Source organism: Streptomyces phyllanthi, assembly GCF_009377205.1.
Lineage (GTDB): Bacteria > Actinomycetota > Actinomycetes > Streptomycetales > Streptomycetaceae > Streptomyces > Streptomyces phyllanthi.
Window position 1 is genome coordinate 1 of the sequence record NZ_VJZE01000242.1, and the last position, 13,656, is coordinate 13,656.

Consider the following 13,656-nt stretch of genomic DNA (forward strand, 5'->3'; position numbering starts at 1 on the left):
GCCTCGGCCTCCTCCGCACCGCCCGCCCCCGCCGGTGGGTCAAGAACGTCCTCGTCGTGGCCGCCCCCGCGGCCGCCGGAGAGCTGTTCTCCGTCCGCGTCCTCACCCGACTCCCGCTCGTCCTCGTCCTGTTCACCGCCCGCGCCACCGCCCGTCGCCGCCGGAGAGGTCCCCGTACCGGTCGTGCCGTCTTCGCCGACCGCCGCACCGCGGGCGAGCCGGAGGACGTGGTGCTCCGCGACCGTGCGCTCACCCTCATCGGGATCCTGTGGCTCGCCATCTACGGCCTGGCGGTGGCCCATTGGTGAGGCGCTCCCCAGGGGGCCCATCCGTCTCGGCTTCACCTCACGGCGCGCCGAGACCGTGAACTGCGCCGGAATCGGCAGGGCGATGGCCACTGTCCTGCGGTTCCGGGGTACTCGGTCATGGTCTTCCGGCATGAGGGCAGAGGTGAAGGGGGCAGAGTCGGATCATGGACTGGCTGAAAAGGCTCCCCGGTGTCGGCCCGTTGGCGGAACGGCTGATGACCACGCACGCGTGGCGGTCGTACGAGCGTCTGGACCGAGTGAAGTGGACGCGGCTCGCCGCGGCGATGACCTTCATCAGCTTCCTGGCGCTGTTCCCGTTGCTCACCCTGGGCGCCGTCGTCGCCACCGCCACCCTCGGCAAGGACCAGCAGCGCGACCTCGAAAGCAAGCTCGCCGAACAGGTGCCGGGCATCTCCGACCAGCTGGACATCGGCGGACTCGTCGACAACGCGGGCACCATCGGGGTCATCGCGGGCGCGCTGCTGCTGTTCACCGGTATCGGATGGGTCGGCGAGATGCGGGGCTGCCTGCGCGCCGTGTGGGAGAAGCCGGACAAGGAGGAGAACCCCGTCCTGAGCAAGGCCAAGGACGCGGGACTGCTCTTCGGATTCGGCGGAGCCGTCCTCGTGACCCTCGCCACCTCCACCGTCGCCTCCGCCATGGTCGGCTGGATCTCCGACCAGATCGGCCTCGAACGGAACGGCTGGGGCAGCGTGCTGCTCCGGATCGCCGCCTTCGCCATCGCCGTCCTCGCGGACTTCCTGCTCCTGCTGTACGTCCTGACCCTGCTGCCCGGCGTCCAGCCGACGCGCCACCGCCTGTTCGTGGCCGCGCTGATCGGCGCGGTCGGCTTCGAACTGCTGAAGCTGCTGCTCAGCGGCTATCTGCAGGGCATCGCCTCGAAGAGCATGTACGGCGCCTTCGGCGTCCCCATCGCCCTCCTTCTGTGGATCAACTTCACCGCGAAGCTGCTGCTGTACTGCGCGGCCTGGACGGCGACGGGGAGCAAGGAGGCGGAGCCGGGAGAGCGCCCCGCCCCGTAGGTCAGCTCCGCCGGCGCCGCATCAGCTCCGGCAGCGGCCAGCGCCGGTTGACCAGGAACACGCCGCCCGCCAGCAGCACCAGGACACCACCGGTGATGCCCAGGGCGATACCGATACCGCTCGACCCGCTGGACGTGGCGGCGGCCACGGGTTTGCCGCCGGTACCGGACGACGTGGCGGACGCCGTGGCCCCGGGCTGGGCACCCGCATCGGTGTCCGCGCTCTTCGGCGGCACCAGCTCACCCACCGGCGTCACCTTGCCGGCGGCCTGGAAACCCCAGTCGAAGAGGCTGGCGGTCTCCTTGTACACCCGGTTGTGCTCCTTCTTCTCCGGGTTCATGACGGTGACCAGCAGCACCTTGCCGTCGCGTTCGGCGACCCCGGTGAAGGTGGCGCCCGCGTTGGTGGTGTTGCCGTTCTTCACGCCCGCGATGCCCTGGTACGCGGTGACGTCCGTGTCGCCGGTCAGCAGCCGGTTGGTGTTCTGGACCTCGAAGGTCTTGCGGGTCGTCTTGCCCTTCTTGTTCTTCTTCGTCTCGCCCGGGAACTTGGTGCGCACGGTGGAGCAGTAGTCCCGGAAGTCCTTCTTCTGCAGGCCGGAGCGGGCGATGAGGGTCAGGTCGTACGCCGACGACACCTGGCCCTTCGCGTCGTAGCCGTCCGGGCTGACGACATGCGTGTCGAGGGCCTGGAGCTCCTCGGCGTGCGCGTTCATGTCCGCGACGGACTGCTCGACACCGCCGTTCATGGCGGACAGCACATGCACGGCGTCGTTGCCGGAGGCCAGGAAGACACCGAGCCACAGGTCCTCGACCGTGTACGTCTCGTCCTCCTTTATGCCGACCATGCTGGAGCCCGCGCCGATACCCGCCAGGTCGGAGGGCACGACCTTGTGCTTCTCCTCCTTGTTGAACTTCGGCAGCAGCGTGTCCGCGAAGAGCATCTTCAGCGTGCTCGCCGGGGCCAGCCGCCAGTGGGCGTTGTGGGAGGCCAGGACGTCACCGGTCTCGGCGTCGGCGACGATCCAGGAGCGGGCGGAGATGTCCTTGGGCAGGACGGGGGCGCCGGTCCCCAGGTCGGCCTGCGTGCCCGGCATGCCGAGCCGTTCGCCGCCGACGGTCGACATCTTCGCGGGAGGCGTGGCCGACGGCGACGCGCTGGACGAACCCGACGCGCCGGGTGAGCCCGAGGCGTCGGGTGAACCCGAGGCGCTGGGTGAACCCGACGTGCTGGGTGAGCCCGTGGCGCTGGGTGAGGGCTTTCCTGGGGCGGCCAGGACCGGGGCAGCCGTCAGTGACAGGGACAACAGGGTGGCGGAAGTGACCAGCAGGGATCGCCTGGCGGTCTTCTTGGTGGCGGGCACGATCGAGAAAGTACATGGCCCGGCCAGCGATGTCCCACCGACGTCCCAACCCGGGCGCCGGAGCCGAACCGAGGACAGCGATACTGGAGCCATGAAGCTCAGCCGCCCCCTCTCCTGGTTCCTGCTCGCCTTCGGGGTGTGGAGCTGGGTCATCTGGATCACTTTCGTCAAAAACCTCTGGAAGGACGGCAGCGGGCTCGCGTTCGACGACGCGGGCGATCCGACGGCGTACTTCTGGGTTCACCTGACGCTCGCCGTCGTCTCCTTTGTTCTTGGGACGGTCATCGGGGGCATCGGGTTGCGCGGACTGCGCGCACTGCGGCGGACTTCATAGCGGAAGGTACGGCGGAATGGTGATCTTGTTCATACTCGTTGCCGTGGCCGTCCTGGCGGCCTTCGGAGCCCTGCACTGGTACGCCTGGCGCCGCCTGGTGCGGGACACGACACGTGGGCCGGGAACCGCCCGGCGCGTGGGCGCGGCCGTGTTCGCCGGGGGCCCGGTGCTGCTGGTCGTGGCGTTCGCGGCCGAGCGCGGAGGGGCTCCCTTCTGGCTCCAGCAGGTGCTGGGCTGGCCGGGCTTCATGTGGCTGGCGTTCTCCCTGTACCTGCTGCTGGCGCTGCTGGCGGGAGAGCTCGTACGGCCGCTCGTACGGCGTCTGGTGGAGCGGCGCGCGCAGGCGGCGGTACCGGCGGCCGCGACGGAGCCCGTACCGGTACGTGAGGCGGAGCCGGTCCCGGCCGGCCCCACGCCGCTGGAACCCGCCGACCCCTCGGCGCCGGCCGGCCTCCAACAGCCCCAAGGGCCCCAGGACCTCCAGAAGTCCGAGCAATCCGAAGCCGAATCCCAGGGACGGTCCACACCCCCGGCCCCCGCCTCCACCGACCCCTCCCGCCGTCTCTTCGTCTCCCGCGTGGTCGGCGGAGCCGTGGCCGCCGCCGCGGTCGGGACCGTCGGGTACGGCACGTACGGCGTTCTGCGCGGCCCCGAGGTGAAGCGGGTCACCGTGCCGCTGGCCAGACTCCCGCGCGCGGCCCACGGGTTCAGGATCGCCGTGGTCAGCGACATCCACCTCGGGCCCATGCTGGGCCGGGGCTTCGCCCAGAAGGTCGTGGACACGATCAACGCGACCCAGCCCGACCTCATCGCGGTGGTCGGCGACCTGGTGGACGGCTCGGTCGAGGACCTGGGCCCCGCGGCCGCCCCGCTGCGGCAGCTGACGGCCCGCCACGGCGCGTACTTCGTCACCGGCAACCACGAGTACTTCTCCGGTGCCGAGGAGTGGGTCGAGGAGGTGCGGCGGCTGGGCCTCAACCCCCTGGAGAACGCCCGACGGGAGCTGCCCGCCTTCGACCTCGCGGGCGTCAACGACGTGGCGGGCGAGGACGAGGGCCAGGGCCCCGACTTCGCCAAGGCGCTGGGCGACCGGGACACCTCGCGGCCCGTCGTCCTCCTCGCCCACCAGCCGGTCCAGATCCACGAGGCCGTCGACCACGGCGTCGACCTCCAGCTCTCCGGCCACACCCACGGCGGCCAGATGTGGCCCATGAACTTCGTCGCGAACGCCGCCAACCCGACCCTGGCGGGCCTCGAACGCTACGGCGACACCCAGCTGTACGTCACCCGTGGCGCGGGCGCGTGGGGGCCTCCGGTACGGGTGGGAGCCCCGTCCGACATCACGGTCGTGCAGCTGGCGTCCAAGCAGGCCTGAGCGTCAGCAGCGGTCAACAGCACGCGCCCGAGCGCCTGGGAAGGCCCGATGGTAAGACTGGATTCCTCCGTGGATACCCCCGCCCTCAGGCGGGGGTGGGGGTACCGCGGCATTCCGGTTCCGTGACGGCCGTCTGACGCTGGCGAAGATGGCCGATCCGCTGGACATCGTCTGGTCGCGTCCCCTTCCTGAGGGGGCGGCGCCGAGCACGGTGACCGTGAGCCGGGACAGCGCCGGGCGCTGGTACGTCTCCCTGCTGTGTGAGGACCCGTCCGTCAAGCCGCTCCCGGCAAAGGGTACGGCGGTGGGTATCGACGTCGGCCTCGACCATCGGCTCACCCTCTCCACCGGGGAGAAGATCACCAACCCCCGGCATGAGCGGCGTGACCGCGAGCGTCTGGCGAAGGCTCAGCGGCAGCTGTCCCGCAAGGCCAAGGGGGATGGCGCCAACCGGCGCAAGGCCCGGCAGAAGGTCGCGAAGATCCACGCGCGGATCGCCGACCGTAGGCGGGACGTGGTCGCGGTCAACCGCTTCTTCCCCTCCTCCAAGCTGTGCTCCACGGTGCGGCACCCTCCAGCCGGAGATGCCGCTGAACGTCCGCACCTGGACGTGCGGCAGTTGCGGCACGGCCCATGACCGGGACGTGACCGCGGCGAAGAACCTTCGGAGGAGGAGAGGAGGAGCGGTCGGGGTCCGGCCACGGGAGGTGGGGGGAGTGGGGCGAGAACGGGCGCGGACTGCACCTGGTGGAGAACATCGCGGTCGCCTGGGGCGCGTGGGGCCGCGGCAGGCACGGGAAGACGGTGTGGGCGCTGGTCGCTCCGCCGGTAGGACCCTGACGTTCCCGGTCGGCGGGGAGAGGCGGACGCGGTCAGTCGCCCTTCTTCTGACCGGCCTTGATGATCTGCTCCACGTCGAGGCCCACCTTGGCGCCGATCGTGTCGGGCAGCGTGACGGTCTCGCCGGGCGCGTGGACGCGGTGGTTCCCGTACTCGCTCCCGTCCGGGTCGGTGAGGACGTGGAGGCGCTGGTGCTTGCGGTCGACGACGACGTAGACCGGGATCTTCGCCTCGGCATAGGCGGCGACCTTGGTCTTCAGGTCGTCGCGCCAGTTGCCGGAGGTGACCTCCAGGACGAGGCGGAAGCAGACCGGGTCGTACGCGTTGTTCTCGACGAAGTGGTCGTCGATGTCGGCGTCCACCACGACGAGGTCGGGGATGGCGTAGTCCTCGGCGCCGGTGGGCAACCAGAGGCCGACGTTCTGGAGCACATAGGTTCCCGCGCCATGCAGCCCGGAGGCGATGAAGGGGACCATGAGGTCGGTCAGGACGACGGCGTGGGGGGCATCCGGTGATGGGGTCACGAGGAGGTGGCCTCCGATGATCTCGACTCGGTAGCCCGGATGGCGCTCCATGATCTCGTCGGCGATGGCCGTGAGCGAGAACGGCTCGTCGTCGAAGGGCTGCTCGACGGATGCAGCGGACATCGCGTGCCTCCTAGGGGCTGGTGTCGAGAGCATCATCGTAGGCAGGTCGGGTGCCGGAGTGTCCGTTCGACGGCGTTCACCCGAAAGTGATCACCCGTCCTTCCCCACGCTCCCTGGGTCCGGAAGCACCCGGGTCATCCCTGGCAGGAAGTCCGTGAACAGCTCGTGCACCTCGTGGACCAGCGGCCGCAGCACCCGGAAGCGGGCAAGCGAGACCCCCCTGGTCGTCAGCCGGGCCCCCCGCTCGGCGAGCCGGTAGCTGCGCTCGCGTCCCTCCGTCCGGTCGAAGACCCAGTACAGGACCAGCCCCATCTGGGACAGCCACATCAGCTCCGGCAGTACGTCCCGCAGCTCCTCCGGCACCTTGGCCTTCGACCCGGCCAGCACCTCCCGGTGGATGGCGATGGACGCCTCGCGCGGCCCCTCCGACTCGGGTGAGAAGGGGCTGAGCGGACTGTCCGGGTCGGCCGCGTTCTTGAAGAACTGCGCCGCGAACTCGTGGTACGGCGCCGCCACGTCCAGCCACACCTTGAGGACCCCCGCGATCCGCGCCTCCAGGTCCGTCTCCCGCTCGAGGACCGGCCGGACCGCCGCCTGGTGCTCGGCGCCGATCCGGTCGTAGAACCCCTGGATCAGGTGTTCCTTGCCGGCGAAGTAGTAGTACGCGTTGCCGACGGAGACCCCCGCCTCCTTCGCGATGGCCCGCATCGTCGTCCTGTCGTACCCGCGCTCCTGGAAGAGCCGCAGCGCGGTCTCCAGGATCAGCGCGCGGGTCTGCTCGGACTTCGCGGAACCCTTCGCCGGGGCCGGAACGGTGCCGTCGGCAGGGCTCGGGGCGGGCGTACGGTCCTCTTCGGGCGGCCCGGGGCTGCTGCCGGGCCCTGTGGGAACTGCTGGCACGGGACAGAGCCTAACGAGTCGCGCAGGTACCGCTGTCGCAGGCGGGTGGGGAGTACGTCCACCCGTACCGCGGGTCGTAGGCCCACCCGTCACCCCTCGGGTACGCACCCCCGCCCCACCGGCTCCGGCCCTGCGACTCCCGGAACCTGGCCGCGGCCAGTACGGCGCCCCTGGCCAGCCGCGTTCCGGCCGGGGTGCTCAGCCGGTGGGCGAGCGGCCGGTGCTCCCGCAGCGCCCACAGGCACACGATCCAGGCGGCGGGCCCGCGGTACACCTGCCCCGCGTCCCCGACGACGGTGATCTCGTCGAGGGTGGCCCGGTGGTCCAGTGACGGGAAGAGTTTCCGGGCCTCCTCCGACCCCGCCGCCACGAACCGCAGCGGCACCAGCTGCCGCTGCCTCCCCAGCCACTCCCGGACGAACCGGCACAGCGAGCACTGCGCGTCGTACAGCACGGTGAGCCCGCGGACCGGGACGCGCGCGGCGTCCCGGTCGCGTACGGTCGCGTCGGCCACCGCCGTCACGCCCCGGCCCCGGTCGCCGGAGCGGCCCAGTCCTGCGGCCCGACCGGCGGCACCTGCTCCCGCTCCATGACACCGCGCCGCCGGATCTTGTTCAGCACGAACACGTTGCCGAGGTGCAGTGCGCCCAGGACCAGCAGCACCACGCCGAGCTTCGACGAGACGGCCTCGAAGACCCCGCGCGGGTCCGCGACCTGGCCGTCCTGGTTCAGATAGAGCGCGACGAAGCCCAGGTTGACGAGATAGAAGCCGACCACCAGCAGGTGGTTGACGGCGTCGGCGAGATTCTCGTTCCCGCGCAGCACATCGGAGAGGAAGATCCGCCCGTTCCGGCTCAGAGTCCGCGCCACCCAGACCGTCAGCCCCACGCTGACCAGCAGGTAGATGGCGTACGCGACGACCGTGAGGTCCATGTCCCCACCCCTTCTTGAACACGTTCAAAAGCTTCTGGAACGGAACCGTACTCCTGCTTTTGAACATGTTCAAGTGAGGTTTTGGGTGGGGGAGCGCGCCGGAGGGGGATCAGCCGCGTGCCAGCTCCGGCCGCTTGCTGTAGTCCGTGAACCCGATGACGTTGCCCCAGGGGTCGGCGAACTCGACGGTCCAGCCGGTGGCGACGGGGGAGGGCGCGTCGAGGAGCCGGATGCCCGCCGCCTCCAGGGCCCGTCCCGCGGCCCGCGCGTCCCGCACCTCCAGCCACACGCGCGGTGAGGCCCACACCGGCTGCCGGCGCCCCAGCTCCTCCTCCAGCCGGAGCAGGAGCCCGGGCGCCTCCTTCCCCACCTTCAGCAGTACGATCCCGGCCTCGTCCAGCCGGAACGCCACCTCGAGCCCGGCCCGCCCGTAGAAGGCCACGGCCTCCCCGAGATCCCCCACGGGCAATAGCACGTTGTCGAGCCCGAGCAGCTCGTACGACTCGTCATCTGACATGGCATCAGATTAGGTTCCGGGTACGGCCCCGGCCGGGACCTGCCGCGAAGGTGTCACCCGCCTGCCGCGTTCCGGCCGGCGAACACGACGAGGGGCCGACCGCGTGCGGTCGGCCCCGACGCCGAGCGGGCTGCGCGCCATCACCCCATGGCGACGGCGCGCGATGGTCCTTTACTGCGGGAAGCTCGGCCGAAGACCCAGCTCCGTCACGGAACCGGTCGTGATGCCGGAGGCACCCGCCGGGAAGAGCAGGCTCAGCTCGTCGTTGTCGCCCGCGGCCAGCAGGTCCCTGTCGCCGTCGCCGTCCAGGTCGCGCAGGCGGACGGCGAGTCCGAACATCTCCATCTCCTTCGGGCTGCCCGGGACGCCCGCCGTGGCGCGCGTGAACCACTGGGAACCCGTGCCGGTCACTCCCCGGGGGCCACCCCGCAGGATGTGGACACCACCCGCCGTCTCCGCCGAGCCGACCTTCTCCTCCGGAACGCCCACGGCGAGGTCCGGGTAACCGTCGCCGTTGGTCTCGCCCGCGGAGAGGTCGGCGCCGAAGGAGTCGTGCTTCGTGGCTGCCGTCGCGACGCCCGAAGTGGCCTGCGTCAGGCGGTACGTGGTCGTGGGGCCGCTCGCGCCGCCGCGTACGACGACGACCGAGCCCGCGCCCTTGTTGTACGGCGTGTCGCTGACGGCCAGGTCTCCGTAGCCGTTCTTGTCGAAGTCCGCGATGACACCCGTCGGGTCGTAGTCGGGGGATGAGTTGTTGATCTTCGTGAGCTTGCCGGACTTGACCGTGGAGCCGCCGCGCAGGAACCACGCGTCCTGGGTCATCTTGTCGTTCCGGTAGCCCTGGCCGAGGACGTACAGGTCGGTGGCCTTGTCCTTGGTCACCTTTCCGGCGACGAGGCCGGTGGGTTCGAGGACATCGGTCACGTTCGGGCTGGGGGTGTGCTTGGTGACCTGCCCCGTCGTGCCGGACTGGGAGAAGCCGCCCCGGTAGATGCGGACGGTGTCGATGCCGTCGGCGACCGCCAGGTCGGCCTTGCCGTCGCCGTTGAAGTCGCCGGTCTCGAGCTCGTTGCCGAACCCCTGGTGGGACTTGGCCTTGACGGGGAGGCGGGTGGCCTTGGAGCCGAGGCCGGTCTTCGCCCCCCACATGATGGTGACCGCACCCGAGGCGACCTTGCCGCTCACCTTCTCGGACCTGTCGGCGACGGCGAGGTCGGCGTACCCGTCACGGTTGAGGTCGGCGGCCGCGAGATCCTCGCCGAACGTGTCGACGAAGCCTCCCGCGTCACCGGCCGTTCCCGGGACGCCCGGGCTCCTCTGGGTGAAGGTGGCGCTCTCGGTGCCGGGCCCTGTCGCGGTCCCGTACGTCACGGTGAACGCACCGTCGCCGGTGACCGCGTAGTCCCGGTAGCCGTCGCCGTTGAAGTCGTCGGCGTACTTGGCCGGGGTGGCCGCGTCGGCGACGCCCACCGAGAAGGTGAGCAGCCCGCCGGTCAGCGAGACGGCCGTGGCCGTCGCCAGGGTCAGGCGGAGATTCCTGCGCGTGAACATGCGTCTCCTGCTGTGTGCGCGGGGCACGCTCGACGGCCCGCGCTCGTCTGGTGGTGCCTGTCCGGGTCGGGCGCGCACGGGTGGCGCGCGGTCGGGGCGCGGTGTGGCGCGCCGGGAGAGCCGGCGGTTTCGCCGCCGCGCCGGACAGACATACAGAGAAGACACCTTGAGGGATACGAGGGTTGTACGGGGCCGGAGAGGTTTCTCTGCTGCCTCTCCGACCCCGGTTGTCAGTGGTGCCCTCTACTGTCCTCGCCATGGGAACGGTGACGTTCGTCGACGAGACGACGAGTGGGGGACGCGGCGCGGGCTGGGAGCTCGAGGTCGCCGAGGAGCGGCTGACGCTGCGGGAGTTGGTCAGGCGGCGGGTGTTCCAGGAGGTCGCCGAGTACAACGCGCGCACACCGGAGGTGTTCCACGGGCTCGTACAGCCCGTGGACGCCGAGCGGGTGCTGAACGGGTACGCGTTGCGGACACGCCGGCGGATCGACCCCGAGGCGCAGACCGAGCTCGCGCTGGCCGCCTTCGCCGGGAACGGGTTCCTGGTGCTCGTGGGGGACCGGCAGATCACCGGGCTCGACGAGGAGATCGACCTGGCGCTCGGGACCGAGGTCGTGTTTCTCAAGCTGGTTCCGCTGGTGGGGGGATGAGGAGCGATGGCCTACGCGCGTGTCAAGAACTGCAAGTCACTGGTGCGGCAGCGTGTCGGTGAGGGGGACTTCCGGGCCCTCGCCGTCGACCTGCTGAAAGCCGCGGCCATCAATGACGGGCACTGGGACGAGTCCTGGGACGAGCTGCTGCAGCTGCTGCGTGAGCTGCCCGTCGAGGTGCGGCAGCGGCTCGGCGACACCCTCGTGGAGCAGTACCACTCCACCGAGGCCGGTCCGAACGCGCGGCGCAACGCGCTCACCCTCGTCGGGATCATCTCCCGCGGGTTCCCCGATGATCCGCTCTCCGCCGAGCGCGTCGAGGAGCTCGAACGGATCGGGCGGCAGCACTCCCTCTGGTACGCGACCCGGCTCGAGGTCCTGGCGGAGGCGGAGCTGGCCGCCGGGCGGACACTCGCGCCGGCCGTCGTCGCCGTCTTCCGGCGTTCCTCCCTGGACGCCTACCGCTCCGGTGACATCCGCGAGCTCGTCAGGCAGCTGCCCGAGTCCGTCCCCGTCCTCAACGTGGGGGAGGAGTGGGCCGAGCGTGCCCTGGCCGATGTCGAGGGGACCGAGGCGCCTGAATGGCGTGCGCTGCTCACCCACGTCGCCGGCGCCACCGCCTCCAAGCCCGGTGCCAAGTGGGATCAGCAGGCCCAGGGGCTCATCGATGCCCTGGGCGCCGAGCGTGTGCGTACTGCCGTTGTGTCCTGGCTCGCCCTCGTCGGGCGGCCTCGGACGTTCGAGCTCGAAGAGGGACCGTACGAGGCCGACGTCAACAGCGCCTACGACCCGTACAACGCCAACGCCCTGCGCGGGCTCGCCTGGCTGCTCTCCCTCCTGCCGCCGCACCCGGACACCGCGCGGGCACTCGGCGCGCTCGTCGAGACCTCGCTGAAGAAGGTCGCCGGGATGGGGCCGCGCAACCCGAAGGTCGGTAACGCCGGGGTCGTCGCCCTCGCGCGGATCGACAGCGAGGCCGCCCTCGCGGAGCTCGCGCGGCTCGCCACCCGGATCACGTACAAGGCCACCGCGAAGATCGTCGACACGGCTCTGGAGGACCGCGCCACCGCTCTCGGGCTCAGCCGCGAGGAGATCGAGGAGCTGGCCGTTCCCGCGTACGGGCTCACCGAGGTGGGGCGCGCGGAGCACCGGCTCGGTGATGTCACCGCCCTGGTCGAGGTCCACGGCACCCGCGCGGTCCTCGGCTGGCGCAACGCCGCGGGCAAACCCGTCAAGAGTGTGCCCGCCGCGGTGAAGCGCGACCACGCCGACGAGCTCAAGGAGCTCAAGGCCGCCGTCAAGGACATCGACAGGATGCTCAGCGCGCAGAGCGAGCGGCTGGACCGCCAGTTCCTGGCCCGCCGCACCTGGTCCCACGGCACCTGGCGCGAGCGCTACCTCGACCACCCGCTTGTCGGGGCCCTCGCACGCCGACTGCTGTGGACGGTCGACGGCACGACCGTGGGCTACGCGGACGGGGCCCTGCGCACGCTCACCGACGACCCGGTCGACGGCGGGTCGGAGGTGAGCCTCTGGCACCCGGTCGGCCGCGAACCCGCCGAGATCGTCGCCTGGCGCGACTGGCTGGAGCGGCACCGGATCACCCAGCCGTTCAAGCAGGCCCACCGCGAGGTCTACCTGCTGACGGACGCCGAGCGGGCAACCCACACCTACTCCAACCGGTTCGCGGCGCACATCGTGCGGCAGCACCAGTTCCACTCCCTGGCCGCCGTGCGGGGATGGCGCAACAAGCTCCGCCTCTGCGTCGACGACTCCGCGCCGCCCGCGACGCGCGAGCTGCCGCAGTGGGGGCTGCGGGCCGAGTACTGGGTCCAGGGCGACGGGGAGGAGTACGGGGTGGACACCACCGAGTCCGGGACCTTCCTGCGGCTGCGCACCGACCAGGTGCGCTTCTACCCGGTCGACGCCCCGGAGAACTCGGCGCACTGCTGTGGCGGGGAGGAGTACCACATGTGGCTCCGCGACGGGCAGGAGCCCGTCGAGCCCGTCCCCCTCGACGAGATACCGCCGCTCGTCCTCTCCGAAGTGTTGCGTGACGTCGACCTGTTCGTGGGCGTGGCCAGTATCGGCAACGACCCCGCTTGGCAGGACGGCGGCCCCGGCGGGCGCTTCCGGGAGTACTGGTCGTCGTACGGCTTCGGCGAGCTGAACCAGAGCGCCGAGACCCGACGGGCGCTGCTGGAGCGGCTGATACCCCGCCTGGCGATAGCCGACCGCTGCACCCTGGAGGGCCGGTTCCTGCACGTGAAGGGTGAGCGCCACACGTACAAGATCCACCTCGGCTCGGGCAACATCCTGAGGACGCCGAACGACCAGTACCTCTGCATCGTGCCGAAATCGAACATGAGCGGCCCACAGGCCGGGTACCTCCCGTACGAGGGCGACCGCACGCTCGCCGTCATCCTCAGCAAGGCGATGATGCTGGCCAAGGACACGGAGATCACGGATCCCACGATCCTCAGCCAGCTGTAGTCATCGGGAGGGCGGCCGGCGTCAGGACGAGCAGCCCCCCACCCGGCGTGTGCCCAGCGCGATGTCGTCCAGCCGCACGTCGTACGACGACGGGGTGGGGTCCGCCTGGTAGAGCTGCCAGCCGAGCTTCAGCTTGTCGAAGGTGGGGAAGACGAAGTCGTCCGCCGTGCCGCCGTGGTTCTTCGTGGAGACCGTGAGGTCGGACTGCTTCACGCCGTTCAGGTAGACGGTGACGCGGTTGTCCGTGGCGTCCAGGTGGAACTCGACGCACTGCCACTTCCCCGCGGTGGCCGGCGCGGAGGTCTTCCAGGCCGTCCAGTCGCCCGTGGGGCCCAGATCGGAGCCGACGCCCCAGAAGTTGCCCCGGTCGGTGGGGGCGTACTGGCCGCCCAGCGGACGGACCAGCGTGGGGGAGTCGGAGCCGGAGGCCTCCGCGATGGTCCAGTGGGCCCAGTCGGGCGCCGTGGGGAATTCGGCCACGCGCAGCCGCAGTCGTGCCCAGACGCTGTTGCCCGGCAGGGCGAGGTCGGGGAGGACGAGGAAGGCGCGGCCGTTGCCCTCGGTGCGGATACGGAGTTCGCGGCCGTGGCCGCCGGTGCCGCGGGCCACGGTCAGCGTGCCGTCGGACGCGTCCGTGGTCCAGCCGCGGCCCTCGGTGACCGGGCCGAGGGGGAGGCGGTCGAAGTTCTCCCGGAAGAGGGA

13 protein-coding genes and 3 pseudogenes are annotated in these 13,656 nt (G+C 70.9%); 8 read left to right on the forward strand and 8 right to left on the reverse strand.

Annotation, left to right across the window (positions count from 1 at the left end):
* Window positions 1–152, forward strand: a pseudogene (locus FNH04_RS49490) (decaprenyl-phosphate phosphoribosyltransferase); the annotation flags it as partial.
* Window positions 153–472: 320 nt separating this feature from the next.
* On the forward strand, window positions 473–1,351 hold the full coding sequence (locus FNH04_RS28035) for a YihY/virulence factor BrkB family protein (RefSeq protein WP_152788578.1): 879 nt from the start codon (window positions 473–475) through the stop codon (window positions 1,349–1,351).
* A gap of 1 nt (window position 1,352) precedes the next feature.
* On the opposite strand, the gene FNH04_RS28040 is transcribed toward FNH04_RS28035, so the two are convergent.
* Window positions 1,353–2,714 (reverse strand): D-alanyl-D-alanine carboxypeptidase family protein, encoded by a 1,362-nt coding sequence (locus FNH04_RS28040; protein WP_322724049.1) that lies wholly within the window; start codon window positions 2,712–2,714, stop codon window positions 1,353–1,355.
* A 91-nt stretch (window positions 2,715–2,805) separates the two neighbouring features.
* On the opposite strand from FNH04_RS28040, the gene FNH04_RS28045 reads away from it, so the two are divergent.
* The 4 genes and pseudogenes from FNH04_RS28045 to FNH04_RS47960 all read left to right on the forward strand — a co-directional run.
* The gene (locus FNH04_RS28045) at window positions 2,806–3,048 is read left to right on the forward strand and encodes an SCO4848 family membrane protein (protein ID WP_152788580.1); all 243 of its coding nucleotides are present in this window, start codon (window positions 2,806–2,808) and stop codon (window positions 3,046–3,048) included.
* Between the two features lie 16 nt (window positions 3,049–3,064).
* Window positions 3,065–4,423, forward strand: a complete 1,359-nt coding sequence (locus FNH04_RS28050; protein WP_152788581.1) for a metallophosphoesterase — start codon at window positions 3,065–3,067, stop codon at window positions 4,421–4,423.
* A 103-nt stretch (window positions 4,424–4,526) separates the two neighbouring features.
* Window positions 4,527–5,178 (forward strand): annotated as a pseudogene (locus FNH04_RS28055) (RNA-guided endonuclease InsQ/TnpB family protein); the annotation flags it as partial.
* Window positions 5,135–5,263 (forward strand): annotated as a pseudogene (locus tag FNH04_RS47960) (ATP-binding protein); the annotation flags it as partial. The pseudogenes FNH04_RS28055 and FNH04_RS47960, both read left to right, overlap by 44 nt.
* 32 nt (window positions 5,264–5,295) lie before the next feature.
* Here the strand turns inward: FNH04_RS47960 and FNH04_RS28065 are convergent.
* The 6 genes from FNH04_RS28065 to FNH04_RS28085 form a co-directional block, all read right to left on the reverse strand.
* The gene (locus tag FNH04_RS28065; protein WP_152788582.1) at window positions 5,296–5,910 is read right to left on the reverse strand and encodes a Uma2 family endonuclease; all 615 of its coding nucleotides are present in this window, start codon (window positions 5,908–5,910) and stop codon (window positions 5,296–5,298) included.
* A 90-nt stretch (window positions 5,911–6,000) separates the two neighbouring features.
* On the reverse strand, window positions 6,001–6,810 hold the full coding sequence (locus tag FNH04_RS28070) for a TetR/AcrR family transcriptional regulator (protein ID WP_322724051.1): 810 nt from the start codon (window positions 6,808–6,810) through the stop codon (window positions 6,001–6,003).
* Window positions 6,811–6,820: 10 nt separating this feature from the next.
* A complete protein-coding gene (locus FNH04_RS47965) occupies window positions 6,821–7,333 on the reverse strand; it encodes a thiol-disulfide oxidoreductase DCC family protein (protein WP_322724052.1) in 513 nt (170 codons plus the stop codon).
* A complete protein-coding gene (locus FNH04_RS47970; protein WP_228031656.1) occupies window positions 7,330–7,743 on the reverse strand; it encodes a hypothetical protein in 414 nt (137 codons plus the stop codon). The genes FNH04_RS47965 and FNH04_RS47970 overlap by 4 nt, the downstream gene beginning before the upstream one ends.
* A 109-nt stretch (window positions 7,744–7,852) precedes the next feature.
* Window positions 7,853–8,260 (reverse strand): VOC family protein, encoded by a 408-nt coding sequence (locus FNH04_RS28080; protein ID WP_152788583.1) that lies wholly within the window; start codon window positions 8,258–8,260, stop codon window positions 7,853–7,855.
* A gap of 171 nt (window positions 8,261–8,431) precedes the next feature.
* Complete coding sequence (locus FNH04_RS28085; RefSeq protein WP_152788584.1) at window positions 8,432–9,811, reverse strand: FG-GAP and VCBS repeat-containing protein; 1,380 nt, start codon at window positions 9,809–9,811, stop codon at window positions 8,432–8,434.
* 257 nt (window positions 9,812–10,068) lie between these two features.
* Here FNH04_RS28085 and FNH04_RS28090 point away from each other — a divergent pair, with 257 nt between their 5' ends.
* Together FNH04_RS28090 and FNH04_RS28095 are read left to right on the forward strand one after the other, a co-directional pair.
* Complete coding sequence (locus FNH04_RS28090; RefSeq protein WP_152788585.1) at window positions 10,069–10,461, forward strand: hypothetical protein; 393 nt, start codon at window positions 10,069–10,071, stop codon at window positions 10,459–10,461.
* A 6-nt stretch (window positions 10,462–10,467) separates the two neighbouring features.
* Complete coding sequence (locus FNH04_RS28095; protein WP_152788586.1) at window positions 10,468–12,954, forward strand: DUF4132 domain-containing protein; 2,487 nt, start codon at window positions 10,468–10,470, stop codon at window positions 12,952–12,954.
* 21 nt (window positions 12,955–12,975) lie between these two features.
* Here FNH04_RS28095 and FNH04_RS28100 read toward each other — a convergent pair.
* A partial coding sequence (locus FNH04_RS28100; RefSeq protein WP_152788587.1) for a LamG domain-containing protein occupies window positions 12,976–13,656 on the reverse strand: 681 nt, incomplete at its 5' end.

What these genes read in the sequence shown, in the direction of transcription:
- FNH04_RS28035 (WP_152788578.1), top strand. Translation starts at nt 473, where the DNA reads ATGGACTGGCTGAAAAGGCTCCCCGGTGTCGGCCCGTTGGCGGAACGG.
- FNH04_RS28045 (WP_152788580.1), top strand. Translation starts at nt 2,806, where the DNA reads ATGAAGCTCAGCCGCCCCCTCTCCTGGTTCCTGCTCGCCTTCGGGGTG.
- FNH04_RS28050 (WP_152788581.1), top strand. Translation starts at nt 3,065, where the DNA reads ATGGTGATCTTGTTCATACTCGTTGCCGTGGCCGTCCTGGCGGCCTTC.
- FNH04_RS28065 (WP_152788582.1), bottom strand. Translation starts at nt 5,910, where the DNA reads ATGTCCGCTGCATCCGTCGAGCAGCCCTTCGACGACGAGCCGTTCTCG.
- FNH04_RS47970 (WP_228031656.1), bottom strand. Translation starts at nt 7,743, where the DNA reads ATGGACCTCACGGTCGTCGCGTACGCCATCTACCTGCTGGTCAGCGTG.
- FNH04_RS28080 (WP_152788583.1), bottom strand. Translation starts at nt 8,260, where the DNA reads ATGTCAGATGACGAGTCGTACGAGCTGCTCGGGCTCGACAACGTGCTA.
- FNH04_RS28085 (WP_152788584.1), bottom strand. Translation starts at nt 9,811, where the DNA reads ATGTTCACGCGCAGGAATCTCCGCCTGACCCTGGCGACGGCCACGGCC.
- FNH04_RS28090 (WP_152788585.1), top strand. Translation starts at nt 10,069, where the DNA reads ATGGGAACGGTGACGTTCGTCGACGAGACGACGAGTGGGGGACGCGGC.
- FNH04_RS28095 (WP_152788586.1), top strand. Translation starts at nt 10,468, where the DNA reads ATGGCCTACGCGCGTGTCAAGAACTGCAAGTCACTGGTGCGGCAGCGT.